The sequence below is a fragment of the Kribbella sp. NPDC026596 genome, from assembly GCF_040638415.1.
Lineage (GTDB): Bacteria > Actinomycetota > Actinomycetes > Propionibacteriales > Kribbellaceae > Kribbella.
Map to the genome: position 1 here is coordinate 136,896 of NZ_JBEZYF010000004.1, position 16,880 is coordinate 153,775.

A 16,880-nucleotide genomic window follows, 5' to 3' on the forward strand; every position below is an offset into this window, starting at 1 on the left:
CGCCAGAGTGAGCGGTATGACGACGAAGTGGACGATGACGATCGACTGCGCCGACCCGGCCCGGGTGGCGCGTTTCTGGTGTACGGCGCTCGGCTACGTGGAGTCGGATCCGCCGAAGGGCTGGGACACCTGGGAGGCGTTCCTCACCGACCAGAACGTCCCCGAGGAGGAGTGGAACGACGGCGCCGCCATCTCCGATCCGAACGGCGTACTCCCGTCGCTGTCCTTCCTCAAGGTCCCCGAGCCCCGCACGGTGAAGAACCGCCTCCACCTGGACCTCCAGGTCAGCGGCGGCCGCGCCGAACCCCAAGTCCTCCGCGAACAACGCATCCGAGCCACCGCCGAAACCCTCCTGGCCGCCGATGCCACCCTCATCCGCGAAGTCCCCGTAGACAACACGCCCACCCTCGACCACCTCTGGCTCCAAGACCCAGAAGGCAACGACTTCTGCGTGGTCTAGCTCTGGAGTTCGGCGAAGGCGAGGGGGGTTCGGGTGCAGAGGTAGGTTGCCCAGTGCAACTTTTCGGGGGTGCCATCGGGGGTGCGGGTGATGCGGAGGAGTTCGCCGGTTTCGCGGCCGGAGGTGGTGCGGTAGACGTCTTCGGAGATGCGGGTGAAGACGGCGGGCGACTGGTGCTCGGGGGCGGCGGGGGACTTGGCCTGGAGTACGCCGTTCTTGACCGAGAAGTCGAACGGGCTGCCCTCGGTGAACCAGGTGCCGAGGACGCCGGCCAGCTCAGCCGGGACGGACGAGCCGGGGACCCACGGTTCGGTGGGCAGCGGGTCGTCCTCGAGCACCTTGATGATCAGGTCGGTCGCCAGCGCGCTGGGTGCCAGTGAGGACGCGGTGAACAGCGCGATCCCCGCCGTACCGGACTCGCGGTGTACGAACGTCGACGTGATGTGCCCCGGCATCCCGCCGTCGTGGCCGACGAAGACGCGTTCGCCGCGGCGGAACAGCATGAAGCCGAGGCCGAAGGCGAGCTGCCAGCGGTCCACGTCGGCCATGATCTGCACCTGGCACATCTCCTCGAGGGTGTCCTTCGACAGCACCTCGTCGACCGGGTTCGCGACGAACATGCCCCACTTCGCCAGATCCTCAGCCGTCGAGGCGAGCCCGCCGCAGGCGTCCATCGCGCCGAGGTCGAGCAGCGGCTCCCGCACGGGTACGTCGGAGAACGGCGGCACGTAGTACCCGGTGGCGGCCGGTCCGCCGTCCATCCCGACCGTGGTCCGGCGCATCTCCAGCGGGTCCAGGATCCGGGCCTTGATCGCGTCGTACCAGGTCCGTCCGTCCAGCCGGGCGACGATCTCGCCGAGCAGCGAGAAGACCAGGTTCGAGTAGTGGAACCGGTGATGCGGCTTCCCGATCCGCTCGGCCTCGTTCCACCCCGACACCAGCTCGGCGCGGTCCGGGAACTGCATCAGGTCCCAGACGTCGCCGACCGGCTCGCGCTGCATGCCGCTGGCGTGGCTGAGCATCTGCCGCACTGTGATGCCCTCGTGCTTGCTCTCCGGAATCAGCTTCTCGACGGTGTCGTCCAGGCTGAGCTTGCCCTCGTCGCGCAGCGCCATGATCGCGACCGCGGTCAGCGTCTTGCTCTGTGACGCGATCAGGAACTGCGAGTCCGCCGTCGGCGGTACGCCGGGATTCGCCAGATCGGCCGAGCCGGCCCCAGCCGACCAGGCCAGCGACCCGGCGCGGGCGACAGCGCCCACCACTCCAGGGATCCGGCCTTTGGCCTGCCGTCCGGCCACGATGCGAGTAAGAGCGGTCTGCGTCTGCGCGTCGATATGTGTCACGCCTGCCGACCTTACAAGGAACCAAATGACAAAAGGCAGGGGTTTTGGTCGGGGTCATGTGCGAGGCTGGTGGGGTGCGCATAGCGGTGCTTGGGCCTCTCGCGATGTGGGCGGCTGACGGGACTCCGCTGGACGTCCGCGGAGTCCGGCTGCGCGGCCTGCTCGCACGCCTCGCGCTGAGTGCCGGCCGGCCGGTGAGCGTCGACACCCTGGTAGACGGCCTGTGGGGCAGCGAGGCGCCCAGCGCGAACGCTCTGCAGTCACTCGTTTCCCGGCTGCGCGCCGGCCTCCCGGCGACCGAGTCGAGCATCTCGGTCCAATCCGGCCCGGCCGGCTACACGCTGACCATCGGCCCGGATTGTGTCGACGCCCTGCAGTTCGAAGACCTCGTACGGCGTGGTCGCGGCCTGCTCGCGTCCGACCCGGAGCAGGCGCACAAGCTACTCACCCAGGCCGACAAGCTCTGGCGCGGTGAAGCCCTCACCGACCTACGCGACCTGCCGTTCGCCGCGGTCGAGGCGGACCGCCTGGCCGAGCTCAGGCTCGCCGCCACCGAGGATCTGGCCGAGGCCGCGGTCACCTGCGGTCACGCCCGTGACCTGATCACCGACCTCGAACACCTCGCCATCACCCACCCGCTCCGCGAACGTCTCCACGAGCTCCTGATCAGAGCCCTGTACGCCGATGGCCGGCAAGCTGAGGCACTAGCGGCGTACGAACGTGTCCGCACCACACTGGCCGACGAGCTCGGCGCCGACCCGGGCACCCGGCTGCGCGACCTGCATGTCGCAATACTTCGGGGGGACTCGGTCGATCCGGCCGCGAAGACGAACGCCGTACCGGTCGCACCGCCTGCACCTCCCCGCAGCAACCTCAGAGCCCCGATGACGAGCTTCGTCGGCCGGCGCGATGATGTGGCGGAGCTTGCCCGACTGCTCAGCAACGGGACTCGACTGGTCACAATGGTCGGCCCAGGCGGCGCCGGGAAGACCAGACTGGCAACGGAGACCGGCCGAACTCTGGTGGACCAGAGTGGCGACGGCATCTGGTTCGTCGAACTCGCCCCGCTCGGTGACGCGGCCGATGTGGCGCCGGCCGTGCTGTCCACCTTGGGTGCGAGCGAGTACGTCGATCTGCCGCGGACGAAGTTCACCCAGCCGTTCCCGACCAGCCGCGCGGCGACCCAGCGACTCGTGGAGGTGATCGGCGATCGCCGCGTGCTGCTCGTCCTCGACAACTGCGAGCACCTGGTGCAGGAGGTCGCCGACCTGGTCGACTCGCTGCTCGCCGCCTGCCCGCGGCTACGGGTGCTGACGACCAGCCGCGAGCCGCTGAGCATTCCCGGTGAGCACCTGCATCCGGTCGGGCCATTGGGCATGCCGCCCGAGAACAGCGTCGACGACGAATACCCGGCGATGCAGCTGTTCGTCGACCGCGCCCGCGCCGTACGACCCGATTTCGCCCTGTACGACGGCAACCGTGAGGCAGTCGCCGAGATCTGCCGCCGGCTGGACGGGATGCCGTTGGCGATCGAGCTGGCGGCGGCACGGTTGCGGGCGCTTACCCCGCCGCAGATCGTCGACCGGCTGGCCGACCGGTTCCGCTTGCTGACGAGCGGCTCGCGGACCGCGCTGCCGAGGCACCAGACCCTGCGTGCCGTGGTCGAGTGGAGCTGGGATCTGCTCGATCCGGAAGAGCAGGCGGTCGCCCGGCGGCTGTCCCTGTTCTCCGGCGGCGCGACGCTGGACGCCGCCGAGCAGATCTGCAGCGATGACGAACTCCCGGCTGAGGCCGTGCTCGGCGTCCTCGCGTCACTTGTCGACAAATCGCTCGTCGAAGCCGCGGCCGACGACCGCTCGGTGCGCTACCGGATGCTCGAGACAGTTCGCGCGTACGGCGCTGAGCAGTTGAAGGCCTCGGGTGAGTACGACCGGTTCCGGCACGCCCACACGATGTATTTCAGCCGGATGCTGCGGCGGGCGCGGCCGAAACTGTTCACCGGCGAACAGATCCAGTGGATCGCCCGGCTGACCGCGGACAACGAGAACCTGCTCGACGCCCTCCGGACCGCGATCGACAGCGGCTCGGCGCGGAGCGCGGTCCAGATGGTCGCCGCGCTCGGTGAGTACTGGAACATGAGCGGCCGCCCGGCCGAGGCGGTCAACTGGATGCAGGCGGCACTCGCCGTACCTGGTCCGAGTTCTCCGCTGGACCGGGCCATGGCGGTCATGCTGCTCTCGCTCGGCACCTTGTCCACCGGTGACGACCAGGCCGGGTCGTTCCCCCGGGTGATCCGCGGGCTGGCCGAGGTCCGCTGGCTCAGCCGGCGTCATGCGCAGGTCGCGGAGTCCGGTGTCGGCCTGTTCACCAACGCGGTGTGGGCGGCGGTCCGGCGGGACAAGGCCGGGTGCTTCCGGGCGCTCGAGGCGGCGCGCGAGCACGACGACCCGTGGACCCGGAACATGGGCGTGATGATGACCGCGATGTTCCGCGAGAACGACGGCGAGGTCGAGCAGATGGCGGCCGACCTGGCCATCGCGCTCGAGGGCTTCCGGGCGATCGGCGACCGGTTCGGTACGTCGCTGGCGCTGCGAGGCCTGGCCAGCTACCAGGGCAATCTCGGCGACCACGAGGATGCACTCGCCTCACTGCGCGAGGCGATCGGGCTGGTCGAGGAGCTCGGCACCACCGAGGGCCTCGCGCAACTGCTCGGCTCCTGCGCGGCCAGCCGGATCGAGCTCGGTGACCTGGACGGCGCCCGCGCGGATCTGGAGCGCGCCATGCAGTTGTCCGAGGAGACCGGCTCCCGCGCCGGCCAGGCGCTCGGTTACCTGGGGATGTCGCGGATCGCCCGCCGGACCGGCCGGCTCGACGACGCCAAAGAACTCGCGGAACGCGCGTACTCGATGCTCGACCTCGAGGCGGAGCGGATGGCGCCGCACGGCCAGGCGATGCTGCTGGCCAACCTGAGCCGGGTGCACGTCGCCAGGGACGAGCTCGAGACGGCCCTGCGCTACGACCGGCAGGCGGTCGAACTCGCCCTCACCACCGAGGACATGCCGCTGGCCTCGATCATCATCGAGGCCTCTGCGGACGTGCAGTTGCGGGCCGGCGAGACCGAGCAAGCCGCGCGTACGCTCGGGCTGGCGGCCGCGATGCGGGGCATGCGGACCGTCCCGGACGCCGACGTCCGCAGCACCTCCGACCGGCTGCACGATGCCCTGGGCAACGAAGCGTTCGACGCCGCGTACGACGCGGGCGCATCGCTCACCCCGGAAGAGGCGGTCGCCGAGCTCCGCAAGCGCCTCAGCTCGTCGTGACGCCGGTCAGCTCGTGATCAGCTGGACAGCCAGCTCCCGCAACGACGTCTGCACCTTCTGCTCGGGCGGACGCGGATCGGCCAGCATCCAGTCGTAGACGACGGTGTTGACCGCACCGAAGAACGCCAGCCCGAGGAAGCGGAAGTCCTTGCGCTTGATCTCGCCGCGCTCGACCGCGGTGTCGCCGAGGTCGCGCACACTGCCGATCAGCAGCTCCCGGAACGCGATCCGCTGCTCCTCGACCGCGGGACTCGTACCGACCACCTCGACGAACGAGATCCGGGCCCGGCGCAGGTCCGTCATGATCGTCCGCAGGTACCCGTCGACGGCCGCCGTGATCCGCTCCCGGACCGGTCGGTCCGCGGTCGCGCGGAGCGCGTCGCCAGTGCTCCGGACGGCGAGCTCGATGACCTGCGCGTGCACCGCGAGTAGCACGGCCTCCTTGTTCTGGAACTCGTGGTAGAAGTGCCGGGTCGACACTTTCGCCTGTGTACACAGGCGTTCCACGGAGGTCGCCGGATAGCCCTCGGTCCCGAACAACTCCAGTGCCGCGGCCAGCAGTCGCTCCCGGCGCGCAGCCTTCCACTCCTCGACCGACCGCCCGGAATAACGGCGTACGGAGGGTTCCCTCATCACACCTCTTGTCGCTACCCCGTGCCAGATGTCGGACATCCTATCCACCGTGCGGCGCAGCTGTAACCGGGTCAGTCTCCGCGAAGACCGACCCGGTCAGGCTCAGTTCATCTTCTCGTAGCCGGTCGCGCCGTCGAGGAGTTCCCGGATGATGTCGAGGTGCCCCAGGTGGCGGGCGGTCTCCTCGATCATGTGGCAGAGGATGTACCGGACCGACGCTTGACCGGAGTCGCGGACCTCGGCCCGCTCCACGTCGCCCAGGTCGAAGCCGGCGACGATCTCGTTGGATCGCGCGCACTCCGCGTCGTACTCGTCCAGCAGCTGGGCGAGCGGTACCTCGTCGACGAACATCTCCGCGTCGGGGTGGCCCTCGTCGGTCCACGGGGTCTGGCCGGTGTCCGGCGTACCCAAGAGGTTCATGGTGAACCAGGAGTACTCGACCCAGCGCATGTGGGCCACGAGTCCCGCCACCGTCATCAGTGGCGAGGTCGGCAGCACTTTCCGGTGCGCGTCGGTCTCGCTCAGACCTTCGCACTTCGTCCGGACGAGCGACCGGAGGTGCTCGAGCCAGCCGGTCAACTGGGTCCGCTCGTCGGCGGTCAGCGGCGGCCTCATGCTTCGTCCGGCTTCGTGTAGCCGGTCCGGCCGTCGAGGAGCTCTCTGATGATGTCCATATGGCCCACGTGGCGGGCGGTCTCCTCGATCATGTGGCAGAGGATATAGCGGAGTGAGGCGGCGTCCCCCTTGGCGGCGTACGGGCCCTGCTCGACCGTGTCGAGGGACAGCGTGGCGATGGCCTCGTTGGATCGCGTGCACGCGGCGTCGTACTCGTCGAGCAGTTGGGCGAGGGGTACGTCGTCCACGAACATCTCCGCGTCCGGGTGACCACCTTCGGTCCACGGACTCTGGCCGGTGTCGGGTACGCCCACCAGGTTGAGCTGGAACCAGGCCCACTCGTTCCAGCGCAGATGCGCGGCGAGTCCCGCCATCGTCATCAACGGTGACGTCCCGAGAACCTTGCGGTGGGCATCTTCTTCGCTCAGCCCTTCGCACTTCATCCGGACGAAGGAACGCTGCAGGTCGAGCCATCCGATCAGCTGAACGCGCTCATCGGCGGTCAGCGGAGGACGTTGTACTTCGGTCATTCGAAAGCTCCTGTGGTGATGGGAGCCACCCGGTCTCAACCGCGGGTACGGCGGACAGGCAGCACGACTGTCGGACTCGACATCGCGCTCACCTCCTCTCCGCCGCCGGCGGTGTCGTCCACCGGCACGAGCACCGTACACCCCCACCTTGTGCACCCAGCAACCATATTTCCGGCCGCGAAACGGTCGGTGGGTGCACAAAGTGAGATCCGGGGGATGGCATGCTCGGGGTGAGTACGGCGCCGGCACCGCGCATCGAGGTGAGACGTGGATCCACGATTCGACCTGCCGCTCTACACCCGTGCCGAGGTCGCGCTCCACCTCGGACTGCCCGCGACCACGCTCGGCGACTGGCTGCGTTCGGGAGCGCTCGAGGCTCGCAGTGGTAGTCGCGGAGAGCCGACGATCACCTTCGCCGGTCTGGTCGAAACCCACATGCTGCGGCACCTGCGCCAGGCCGGCCTGTCCCTGCAGGCGATCGGCGAGGCCGCACTCGCATTGCGCTACCCCAGTCCGAAGTCCTCCTGTAGCACCCCGGGTTTAGATGTTGCGGTCGTCGCGGATTCGTTTGGCTTTGCCCAGGGAGCGTTCCAGGGCGTGGGGGGCGAGGACCTCGACGGTGGCCGTGACGCCTACTCGGTCCTTGATGCGGCGGGAGAGGTTGGTGGCTGCGGTGGCGCGGTCGGTCAGGTCGGGGGCGGCTTCTACCTGGACGGTTAGTTCGTCGAGGCGGTTGGGGCGGGTGAGGATGCAGAGGTAGTGAGGGGTGAGGCCGTCGACCAGGAGGATCTGTTCCTCGATCTGGGTGGGGAAGACGTTCACGCCGCGGACGATCATCATGTCGTCGGTGCGGCCGGTGATCTTCTCCATCCGGCGCATCCCGGGGCGGGCGGTGCCGGGGAGCAAGCGGGTCAGGTCCCGGGTGCGGTAGCGGAGGACGGGGAAGGCCTCTTTGGTGAGGGTGGTGAAGACGAGTTCGCCTTCGGAGCCGTCGGGGAGGACCTCGCCGGTGACGGGGTCGATGATTTCTGGGTAGAAGTGGTCCTCCCAGATGTGCAGCCCGTCCTTGGTCTCGACGCACTCCTGCGCGACGCCCGGCCCCATCACCTCGGACAGTCCGTAGATGTCGACCGCGTGGATCCCGGTGCGCTGCTCGACTTCAGTACGCATCTGCTCGGTCCACGGCTCGGCGCCGAAGATCCCGATCCGCAGCGACGTGTCCCGCGGATCCAGCCCCCGTGCGGCCATCTCGTCCACGATCGACAGGAAGTACGACGGTGTGACCATGATGATCCGCGCACCGAAGTCCCGGATCAGATCGACCTGCCGCTCCGTCATCCCACCGGACACGGGTACGACGGTGCACCCGAGCCGCTCGGCTCCGTAGTGCGCACCGAGGCCGCCGGTGAACAAACCGTAGCCGTAGGCAACATGACACACATCGCCCGCACGCCCGCCGGCGGCCCGGATCGACCGCGCCATCAGATCCGCCCAGTTGTCCAGGTCCCGCCGCGTGTACCCGACCACGGTGGGCCGTCCCGTCGTACCCGATGAGGCGTGCACCCGCACCACCTCGGACCGCGGTACGGCGAACATCCCGAACGGATAGTTGTCCCGCAGATCCTTCTTCGCGGTGAACGGCAATCGGCTGAGGTCGGAGAGCTCCTGCAAATCCCCGGGCTTGAAGCCGACCGCGTCCAAAGCGGCGCGATAGTGCGGAACGTTCTCGTACGCACCCCGCACAGTTGCCTGTAGCAACGACAGTTGACGCGACCGGAGTTCGTCGACGGACAGCCGCTCACCGGCGTCCCGTAGTTCCTCGGGGCAAGCCTCACCGAGCATGAAACTCCTCCTACGGACGGGCGAGCAGGGTCGCGATGCCCTGGCCGACGCCGATGCACATGGTTGCCAGCGCGTACCCGGCGTCGCGGTGGCGAAGCTCCAGGGCGGCGGTGAGGGCGAGGCGGGCGCCGGACATCCCCAGCGGGTGGCCGAGGGCGATGGCGCCGCCGTTCGGATTGACGTGCTCGGCGTCGTCGGGCAGACCGAGCTCGCGCAGTACGGCGAGGGACTGTGAGGCGAACGCCTCGTTCAGTTCGATCACGCCGACGTCGGCCAGTGCGACACCGGTGCGATCGAGAAGTTTGCGGGTGGCGGGTGCCGGCCCGATCCCCATGATTCGCGGCGGCACCCCGGCGGCCGCCGTACCGACGATCCGCGCCAGCGGGGTGAACCCGTGCCGCTCGACCGCCTCGCCGCTCATCACCAGCAGCGCGGCGGCACCGTCGTTCACTCCGGACGCGTTGCCCGCCGTGACTGTGCCCGGCGAGCGGAACGGAGTCTTCAGCGCGGCCAAGGCTTCGAGTGAAGTCTCCCGCGGGTGCTCGTCGGCATCAACGACGGTGATCGCGCCACGCTTACCCGGCACGTCGACGGCCACGATCTCTTCGGCCAGCCGCCCGTTGGCCTGAGCCTTGGCTGCCCGCTGCTGACTCCGCAGCGCGAACAGGTCCTGGTCCTCGCGAGAGATGCCGTAGTCCGAGGCGACGTTCTCCGCGGTCTCGGGCATCGAGTCGATCCCGTACTGCTCCTTGAGTGCCGGGTTGACGAACCGCCAGCCGATCGTGGTGTCGAAGATCTCGGCCTGCCGGGAGAAGGCAGTCGTTGCCTTAGGCATCACAAAAGGTGCTCGTGACATCGACTCGACCCCACCGGCCACGACGATGTCGTTGTCTCCGGCAATGATCGACCGGGCCGCCGAGGCGACCGCGTCCAGACCCGATCCGCACAGCCGGTTGATCGTCGTACCCGGCACCGAGACCGGCAGGCCGGACAGCAGCACCGCCATCCGGGCCACGTTCCGGTTGTCCTCGCCGGCCTGGTTCGCGCAGCCGAGGATGACGTCGTCGATCAGCGCGGGGTCGACGGCCTGCCGGTTCAGCAGCGACGAGATGGCGTGCGCCGCCAGGTCGTCGGGCCGGACCGCGGAGAGCGCACCGCCGTACCGTCCGATCGGCGTACGGACGCCGTCCACGAGATAGGCCTCACGCATCATGAATCCTCCGAACCAATGATCGTGCCGGACAGTTGCCGGCTCCGGCCGCGGAACTCGGCGATCACCTCGTCGCCGCGCCGGACGGTCACGTCGTAGATCCCGTTCCGGCCGAACGCCGTTCGCTCGCGGGCCTCGGCGACGAGCAGGTCCCCGCGCCGGGCCGGGGCGACGAAGACGATGTCGCAGGCCTGCGCGACGGTGACCTGGTTGCGGGCGTTGCAGGCAAAGGCGAACGCGGAGTCGGCGAGGCAGAACACGAATCCACCATGCGCGATCCCGTGCCCGTTCACCATGTCCTCGCGCACCGGCATCTCGATCCGGGCCATACCGTCGGCGACGTCCACCAGCCGCATACCCAGGCCGGCGCTGGCGGTGTCCTCCGCCCACATCGCCGCGGCCACCCGCGCCGCCAGTCCGTCACCCATGGATCTGCCCTATCGAGAAGCTGCCCTGTCGAGAAGAAGGTTTGTGACACTCTATTGCCGGTTGCGTCAACGACTGTAACATCGCACTATGACCGATCTGCTCGCCGCTCATCGTGAACGCCTCGACGCCGCTCTGACCGCGATCCGCGGCCGCGGGTACCACTCTGCCTTCCCCGAGTCGCCGAGCCCGCGGGTGTACGGCGAGACCGCGGCGGCCGACGGTAAGACCGCGTTCGAGGCCCACCGCGGTACGGCGTACGCCCTGGAGACCCCCGGGAGCCGCGGCACGGTCGTCACCGAGCAGTCGCCGTACGGGATCACCATGGACGTCTCCTACCCGCGCGTGGTCGAGGACGGGCTGGATGAGCTGCTCGCGGCGGCCCAGAACGGCATCGCGGACTGGCGCCGGGCCGGGATCGACGTCCGTACCGGGGTGACCCTGGAGATCCTCGACCGCTTGCACAAGCGGATCTTCGAGCTGGCCAACGCGGTCCAGCACACCAGTGGTCAAGCGTTCGTGATGGCGTTCCAGGCCGGCGGCGCGCACGCCCTTGACCGGGCGCTGGAGGCGGTCGCGTATGCGTACGAGGAGATGAACCGCTACCCGGCCGAGGCGGTCTGGGAGAAGCCCGCCAAGGGCGACCCGATCCGGATGACCAAGACGTTCACCGTCACCGGCCGCGGCGTCGCGCTGGTGATCGGCTGTAACACCTTCCCGACCTGGAACTCCTGGCCGGGCCTGTTCGCCTCCCTGGTCACCGGCAACGCCGTGGTCGTCAAGCCGCACCCGCTGGCCGTCCTGCCGCTGGCGATCACCGTCGAGGTGTGCCGAGAGGTGCTCGCCGAGGCCGGCTTCGATCCGAACCTGGTCACCCTGGCCGTCGAGCGGGCCGGCGACGGCCTGGCCAAGCCGCTGGCGACCCGGCCCGAGGTGAAGCTGATCGACTTCACCGGCGGCAGTGAGTTCGGCGAGTGGCTGGAGCAGAACGCGACCCAGGCGACCGTCTTCACCGAGAAGGCCGGTGTGAACGCGGTCATCATCGACTCCACCGACTCTTTCAAAGCGTTGACAGGGAACCTGGCGTTCACGCTCTCGCTGTACTCCGGCCAGATGTGCACCACGACCCAGAACATCTTCGTCCCGGCCGGCGGCATCGAGACCGACGAAGGCCACAAGTCGTTCGACGAGGTCGGCGCCGGCATCGCGGGCGCGATGAGCAAGCTGCTCGGCGACGACGCCCGTGCGGTCGAGATCCTCGGCGGCATCGTCAACCAGGCCGTGATCAGCCGGCTCGAGCTCGCCCCGGAGTACGGCGAGGTCGTGCTGGAGTCGCGCGCGATCAAGCACCCGGCCTTCCCGGATGCGGTGGTCCGCACTCCGCTCCTGGTCGCGATCGAGGCCAAGGACGCCGAGGTGTACGGGCGGGAGTGTTTCGGGCCGGTGTCGTTCCTGGTCAAGACCGCCGACACCGCCGAGTCGATCGAGCTGTTCCGGTCCACCGTCACCGAGGGCGGCGCGATGACGGCCGGGATCTACTCCACCGACGCGAAGGTGCTCGACGAGGCCCGCGAGGCCGCGCTCGACGCCGGTGTCGCACTGTCGGAGAACCTGACCGGCCAGGTGTTCGTCAACCAATCGGCTGCTTTCAGCGATTTCCACGGCACCGGCGCCAATCCGGCCGCCAACGCGACCTTCACCGACGGCGCCTACGTTGCGAGTCGCTTCCGCGTCATTCAGTCCCGCCGACACACTGCGTGATCTCGCTGAGAAGGGATCGTGCACTCACAGTGAGTTGTCCGCGGGTGCGGAGGTCTTCGAGACGGTCGGCAACGTGGACAAGAAGGCGGGCGGCCTGAACCAGGCGACTGCGCTGGCAGCGCGGAGCACTCGAGAACCTCCGGGATTACGGCCTCAACCGGGCCACCGCGCCGTACGCCCCTGTTCGTGGGACTCGCGGTGTTGAAGTTGCTGCCGAAGCGTCGTTGAGCTGACCCTGAAACGGAGGATATGACAGTGGTACCGCCATCCGCCGACCCGTCCAGGAGACCGCCGTGACACCGAGCTTGACCGAGGCACTTGCCTACTACGACAGCTGGCTGGCCTTCAATCAGCGGTACCAGCGGGTGCCGGGGGTCCAGGCCGCCGTGTACGCCGGGGAGGGGATCGCGTTCTCCGCGGCGTACGGTTTCGCCGACGTGGAGAACGCCGTACCGCTGACCGAGCAGCACCTGTTCCGGATCGCGTCGCACTCGAAGACGTTCACCGCGACGGCCGTGTTCCAGCTGGTCGAGCAGGGCCGGCTGCGCCTGGACGACAAGGCGTCCCAGCATGTCACCGAGATCGTGGACACGCCGCTGGGTGAGCGGACCATCCGCGAGCTGCTGGCGCACGCCGGTGGCATTACCCGGGACAGCCAGGCGGCCGACTGGTGGCAGTTGGAGACGAGCTTCCCCGACCGTGACGAGCTGCTCGCGGTGCTGCGGCAGGAGTCGTCGGCCGTGCTGCCGGAGAACGACCGCTTCAAATACTCGAACATCGGCTACGGCCTGCTCGGTCTCGTCGTCGAGGCGGCCGCGGGGACGTCGTACAACTCCTACGTCCAGACCGCGATCGTGGACAAGCTCGGTTTGTCCGGGCTCGGGCCGGAGCTGGATCCGGCCCGGCTGGGTGAGTACGCCGCGGGCTATAGCGCGCTCGCGTACGCCGACCAGCGGGTGCCGATCGAGCACGTCGACACCCGGGCCCTGGCTTCGGCGACCGGGTTCTTCGGCAACGCCCGCGACCTGGTGACCTACTTCTCCGCGCACCTGCCCGGTGACGACCGGCTGCTCACGGACAAGTCGAAGCGCGAGATGCAGCACCCGCTGTGGAAGACCGGCAAGGAGGACGGGCCGCGGTACGGGCTCGGCCTCCAGGTGACGAAGGTCGGCGACCGTGAGGTCTTCGGTCACGCCGGTGGGTACCCAGGGCACATCACCAAGACCTTCGTCGACGGCGAACGCCGGCTCGCGGTGTCCGTGCTGACCAACGCGATCGACGGCCCGGCCACCTCGCTGGCCGAGGCGGCGCTCAAGCTGATCGACCTCGCCACGTCCGAGGACCGCGGCGCTGCCGACGGCCTGGGCCGGTTCACCGGGCGGTTCGCGAACCTCTGGGGCGTGACCGACATCGTCGTGCTCGGCGGGCGGCTGTACGCGATCGACCCGACCTCCCCGGACCCGGCGGCCGAGCCCACCACGCTCGAACCCGACGGCGACAACCTGCGCGTCACCGGCGGCTCCGGCTACGGCTCGTACGGCGAGACCTACCGCTACACCTTCGACGCCGACGGCAAGCCCGAGTCGGTCCGGGGCTCCAGCGGCCTGCTCTCGCTCCCCATCGACACCTTCACCCTGCCCACCCGGGTCACCGTGCGGTAAGTAAGTTGCGGGTATGACGATCCACGGCGATCACCCGTTCTTGCCGCCCGAGTCCGAGCGGAGTCCAGTACGGCGGTTGCGCGGGCGACTGCCGTCACCGGTCGGTCTCTGGACGACGGCGTACGGCGGCAAGCGGGCCGGGCTCACGGTGTCGTCGATGCTGGTGGCTGACGGCGAGCCCGGGTCCGTGATCGGACTGATCGACCCGGACTCGGACCTGTGGGAAATGTTGCGTGAGGCAAGGACCGCGGTGGTGTCGCTGCTCGGTGCACCACATCAACAGCTCGCCGACGCGTTCGGCTTCGTCGCTCCAGCGCCCGGCGGCCCGTTCCGGCTGATCGACTGGATCGACACGGAGTGGGGCCCCGCCCCGGTCGGTGTCAGTACGTGGGCCGGGTGCACGCTGCTCTCACCCGATCCGCCGAAGGCCGGCTGGGCGCTGCAGGTCCAGCTCGAGATCGCGCACGTCGAACTGGCCCCCGACGAGATCCCACCCCTGGTCCACCGCCGCGGCCGCTACACGACGATCTAAGGTTGAACCCATGCGTGCCACGACGATTCATGCGCCGTACGACATCAGGCTGGAAGACGTCCCGGATCCGGCGATCGGCGGGCCGACCGACGCGCTGGTGAAAGTCGTTGCCTCATGCATCTGTGGCTCCGACCTGTGGCCGTACCGCGGCGAGAACAAGATCCGCCCGGGCAGCCGGATCGGCCACGAGTTCGTCGGCATCGTCGAGGAGATCGGCAGCGAGGTCAGCACGGTCAGGCCGGGCGACTTCGTGATCGCGCCGTTCGTGATCAGCGACGGCACCTGCCCACACTGCCTGGCCGGCTACCAGAGCGCCTGCCAGAACCTGGCGGGTTTCGGCAGCGACCAGGCCGACGGCGGCCAGGGTGAGTACGTCAAGCTCCCGTACACCGATGGCACGCTGGTGGCGACGCCCGAGGTGCCGGACGACTCGCTCGTCCCCTCACTGCTCACGCTCTCCGACGTGATGGGCACCGGGTGGCATGCCGCCCGGGCGGCCCGGGTGAAGGCCGGCGACACGGTGGTCGTGGTCGGCGACGGTGCGGTCGGGCTGTGCGGCGTACTCGCGGCGGCGCGGATGGGCGCCGAGCGGGTGGTGGCGATGTCGCGGCACGAATCACGGCAGAAGCTGGCGGTGGAGTTCGGTGCCACGGACATCATTGCCGAACGCGGTGACGCCGCGCGGGACGCCGTACTGGAGTTGACCGACGGGGTCGGCGCGGACGCCGTACTCGAGTGTGTCGGCACCGGACAGGCGATGACGACCGCGTTCGACGTGGCCCGCGCCGGGGCGACGGTCGGCTTCGTCGGGGTACCGCACGGGGTCGAGGTCCCGCTCGGGACCATGTTCCGGCGGAACGTCGGACTGGCCGGCGGGATGGCGCCGGCGCGGGCGTATCTCCCGGCCCTGATGGCCGACGTGCTGGCCGGCGAGATCGACCCCGGGAAGGTGTTCGACCTGGAGTTGCCGCTGGAAGAAGTGGCCGAGGGCTACAAAGCCATGCACGAACGCCGGGCGATCAAGGTTCTCCTGCGTCCGTAGGAAAGTTTCGCGCAACCGGACTGCGCACAGTGCCCGATCGGGCGTGGAATGTGCGCGCTCTCACACCAGTGAATCGCGTGGGGTCACGTCTGCGCAACGCGCCTGCGCGGAGCGTTGACACTCGGCGCGCGGCATGTCCAGAGTTGCACCGTCAAGGGGGCATCGTTGTCACAGGCGGCTCCATCAACTGATCGGAGAGTGAATCATGCGTGGTGGTCTGAGTAAGACCCTGGCGCTGGTGGGTGCAGCGGGTCTTCTCGCGGTGAGCGCCTGCGGGAACAGCGACGACAGCGGCGGCAGCGGGGACTCTTCCGCGAGCAAGGACGTCACAGTCTTCACCTGGTGGGCCGACGGTGGCGAGAAGGCCGGTCTGGACGGCATGGTCTCGGTGTTCAACACCGACTGCAAGGACTTCAAGTTCGTCAACTCCGCGGTCGCCGGTGGCGCCGGGGCGAACGCCAAGCAGGTGCTGGCCAACGACCTGCAGGCGGGCAAGCCGCCGTCGACGTTCCAGGCGCACGCCGGTGCGGAGCTGAAGGACTACATCAACGCCGGGCAGGTCGACGACGTCAGCCAGCTGTACAAGGACTACGGGCTGGACAAGGCTTTCCCGCAGAACCTGATCGACAACCTGACCGTCGACGGCAAGATCTACTCGATCCCGGCCAACATCCACCGGGCGAACGTGGTCTGGGCCAACCCGACGGTGCTGAAGAAGGCCAACATCGACGGCGCCACCGCGCCGGCGAGCGTCGACGCGTGGATCGCGGACATGGACAAGCTCAAGGCCGCCGGTGTGAAGGCGCCGCTGGCCATCTCCAAGGGCTTCGCCCAGGAGATGCTGGTCGAGGCCGTACTGCTGGCTGAGCTGGGCCCGGACAAGTTCAAGGGTCTGTGGGACGGCAAGACCGACTGGACCGGTGCGGACGTGACTGCCGCGCTGAACAAGTATAAGACGCTGCTGACCTACACCAACGCCGACCGCGAGGCGATCGACTGGCCGGACGCGCTGGGGTACGTGAACAAGGGCCAGGCCGGCTACACGCTGATGGGTGACTGGGTTGCCGCGCAGCAGCTGGCCGACAAGGTGCCGGACTCGGCGTACACCTACTGGCCGGCGCCGGGCACCTCGGGCGACTTCCAGTTCCTGGCCGACTCGTTCACGCTGCCGACCGGCGGCGCGGACCCCGACGGTGCGAAGTGCTGGCTGAAGACCGTCGGCTCGGCCGAGGGCCAGAAGGCGTTCAACACCAAGAAGGGCTCGATCCCGGCCCGGTCGGACGCCAACCCGGCGGACTACCCGAAGTACCAGCAGACGGCGATGGCGGACTGGAAGAGCAACACGATCGTGCCGTCCTGCGCCCACGGTGCGGCCTGCACGCTGGGTCAGAACAACGACATCCTGTCCGCGATCAGCCAGTTCAGCGGTAGCCCGGACGTCGCCAAGCTGCAGACAGCGCTCGCCAATGCGATGAAGACGAGCTGATGTGCGGCGAGTTGAGGAC

Annotated in this window: 14 protein-coding genes and 1 pseudogene; 8 read left to right on the top strand and 7 right to left on the bottom strand. The window is 68.8% G+C overall.

Features of this window, described 5'->3' with window-relative positions:
* The first annotated feature begins 16 nt into the window (after positions 1-16).
* The gene (locus AB0E63_RS04730; protein ID WP_360361391.1) at positions 17-460 is read left to right on the top strand and encodes a VOC family protein; all 444 of its coding nucleotides are present in this window, start codon (positions 17-19) and stop codon (positions 458-460) included.
* Here the strand turns inward: AB0E63_RS04730 and AB0E63_RS04735 are convergent.
* Positions 457-1,803, bottom strand: a complete 1,347-nt coding sequence (locus AB0E63_RS04735) for a serine hydrolase domain-containing protein (RefSeq protein WP_360361394.1) — start codon at positions 1,801-1,803, stop codon at positions 457-459. The genes AB0E63_RS04730 and AB0E63_RS04735 overlap by 4 nt on opposite strands.
* Before the next feature lie 86 nt (positions 1,804-1,889).
* Here AB0E63_RS04735 and AB0E63_RS04740 point away from each other — a divergent pair, with 86 nt between their 5' ends.
* On the top strand, positions 1,890-5,123 hold the full coding sequence (locus tag AB0E63_RS04740) for a BTAD domain-containing putative transcriptional regulator (protein ID WP_360361397.1): 3,234 nt from the start codon (positions 1,890-1,892) through the stop codon (positions 5,121-5,123).
* Between the two features lie 6 nt (positions 5,124-5,129).
* Here the strand turns inward: AB0E63_RS04740 and AB0E63_RS04745 are convergent, their stop codons facing one another.
* From AB0E63_RS04745 to AB0E63_RS04755, 3 genes are all read right to left on the bottom strand, one after another.
* Complete coding sequence (locus tag AB0E63_RS04745; protein WP_360361400.1) at positions 5,130-5,756, bottom strand: TetR/AcrR family transcriptional regulator; 627 nt, start codon at positions 5,754-5,756, stop codon at positions 5,130-5,132.
* Between the two features lie 102 nt (positions 5,757-5,858).
* Positions 5,859-6,371, bottom strand: coding sequence for a DinB family protein (locus AB0E63_RS04750; RefSeq protein ID WP_360361403.1), 513 nt, complete (start codon positions 6,369-6,371; stop codon positions 5,859-5,861).
* Positions 6,368-6,901, bottom strand: a complete 534-nt coding sequence (locus tag AB0E63_RS04755; protein ID WP_360361405.1) for a DinB family protein — start codon at positions 6,899-6,901, stop codon at positions 6,368-6,370. The genes AB0E63_RS04750 and AB0E63_RS04755 overlap by 4 nt, the downstream gene beginning before the upstream one ends.
* Before the next feature lie 267 nt (positions 6,902-7,168).
* Here AB0E63_RS04755 and AB0E63_RS04760 point away from each other — a divergent pair.
* Positions 7,169-7,378 (top strand): annotated as a pseudogene (locus AB0E63_RS04760) (hypothetical protein); the annotation flags it as partial.
* 63 nt (positions 7,379-7,441) lie between these two features.
* Here AB0E63_RS04760 and paaK read toward each other — a convergent pair.
* From paaK to paaI, 3 genes are read right to left on the bottom strand one after another with little or no spacing between them, the layout of a single operon-like run.
* On the bottom strand, positions 7,442-8,743 hold the full coding sequence (gene paaK, locus AB0E63_RS04765) for a phenylacetate--CoA ligase PaaK (protein ID WP_360361407.1): 1,302 nt from the start codon (positions 8,741-8,743) through the stop codon (positions 7,442-7,444).
* A gap of 10 nt (positions 8,744-8,753) precedes the next feature.
* Complete coding sequence (pcaF, locus tag AB0E63_RS04770; protein ID WP_360361410.1) at positions 8,754-9,953, bottom strand: 3-oxoadipyl-CoA thiolase; 1,200 nt, start codon at positions 9,951-9,953, stop codon at positions 8,754-8,756.
* Positions 9,953-10,381 carry a hydroxyphenylacetyl-CoA thioesterase PaaI gene (gene paaI, locus AB0E63_RS04775; RefSeq protein ID WP_360361412.1) on the bottom strand — a complete coding sequence of 143 codons (429 nt, stop codon included), beginning with the start codon at positions 10,379-10,381 and terminating at the stop codon, positions 9,953-9,955. The genes pcaF and paaI overlap by 1 nt, the downstream gene beginning before the upstream one ends.
* An 88-nt stretch (positions 10,382-10,469) precedes the next feature.
* Between paaI and paaN the strand changes: the two genes are divergently transcribed.
* The 5 genes from paaN (at position 10,470) to AB0E63_RS04800 (ending at position 16,861) form a co-directional block, all read left to right on the top strand.
* Complete coding sequence (gene paaN, locus AB0E63_RS04780) at positions 10,470-12,140, top strand: phenylacetic acid degradation protein PaaN (protein WP_360361415.1); 1,671 nt, start codon at positions 10,470-10,472, stop codon at positions 12,138-12,140.
* Positions 12,141-12,433: 293 nt separating this feature from the next.
* Complete coding sequence (locus AB0E63_RS04785; protein ID WP_360361418.1) at positions 12,434-13,801, top strand: serine hydrolase domain-containing protein; 1,368 nt, start codon at positions 12,434-12,436, stop codon at positions 13,799-13,801.
* Between the two features lie 13 nt (positions 13,802-13,814).
* The gene (locus tag AB0E63_RS04790; protein WP_360361421.1) at positions 13,815-14,333 is read left to right on the top strand and encodes a flavin reductase family protein; all 519 of its coding nucleotides are present in this window, start codon (positions 13,815-13,817) and stop codon (positions 14,331-14,333) included.
* Positions 14,334-14,343: 10 nt separating this feature from the next.
* Entirely contained in the window at positions 14,344-15,375 is a 1,032-nt protein-coding gene (locus AB0E63_RS04795) for a zinc-dependent alcohol dehydrogenase family protein (protein WP_360361422.1), read from the top strand.
* Positions 15,376-15,580: 205 nt separating this feature from the next.
* A complete protein-coding gene (locus AB0E63_RS04800; protein WP_360361424.1) occupies positions 15,581-16,861 on the top strand; it encodes an ABC transporter substrate-binding protein in 1,281 nt (426 codons plus the stop codon).
* Positions 16,862-16,880: the final 19 nt, after the last annotated feature.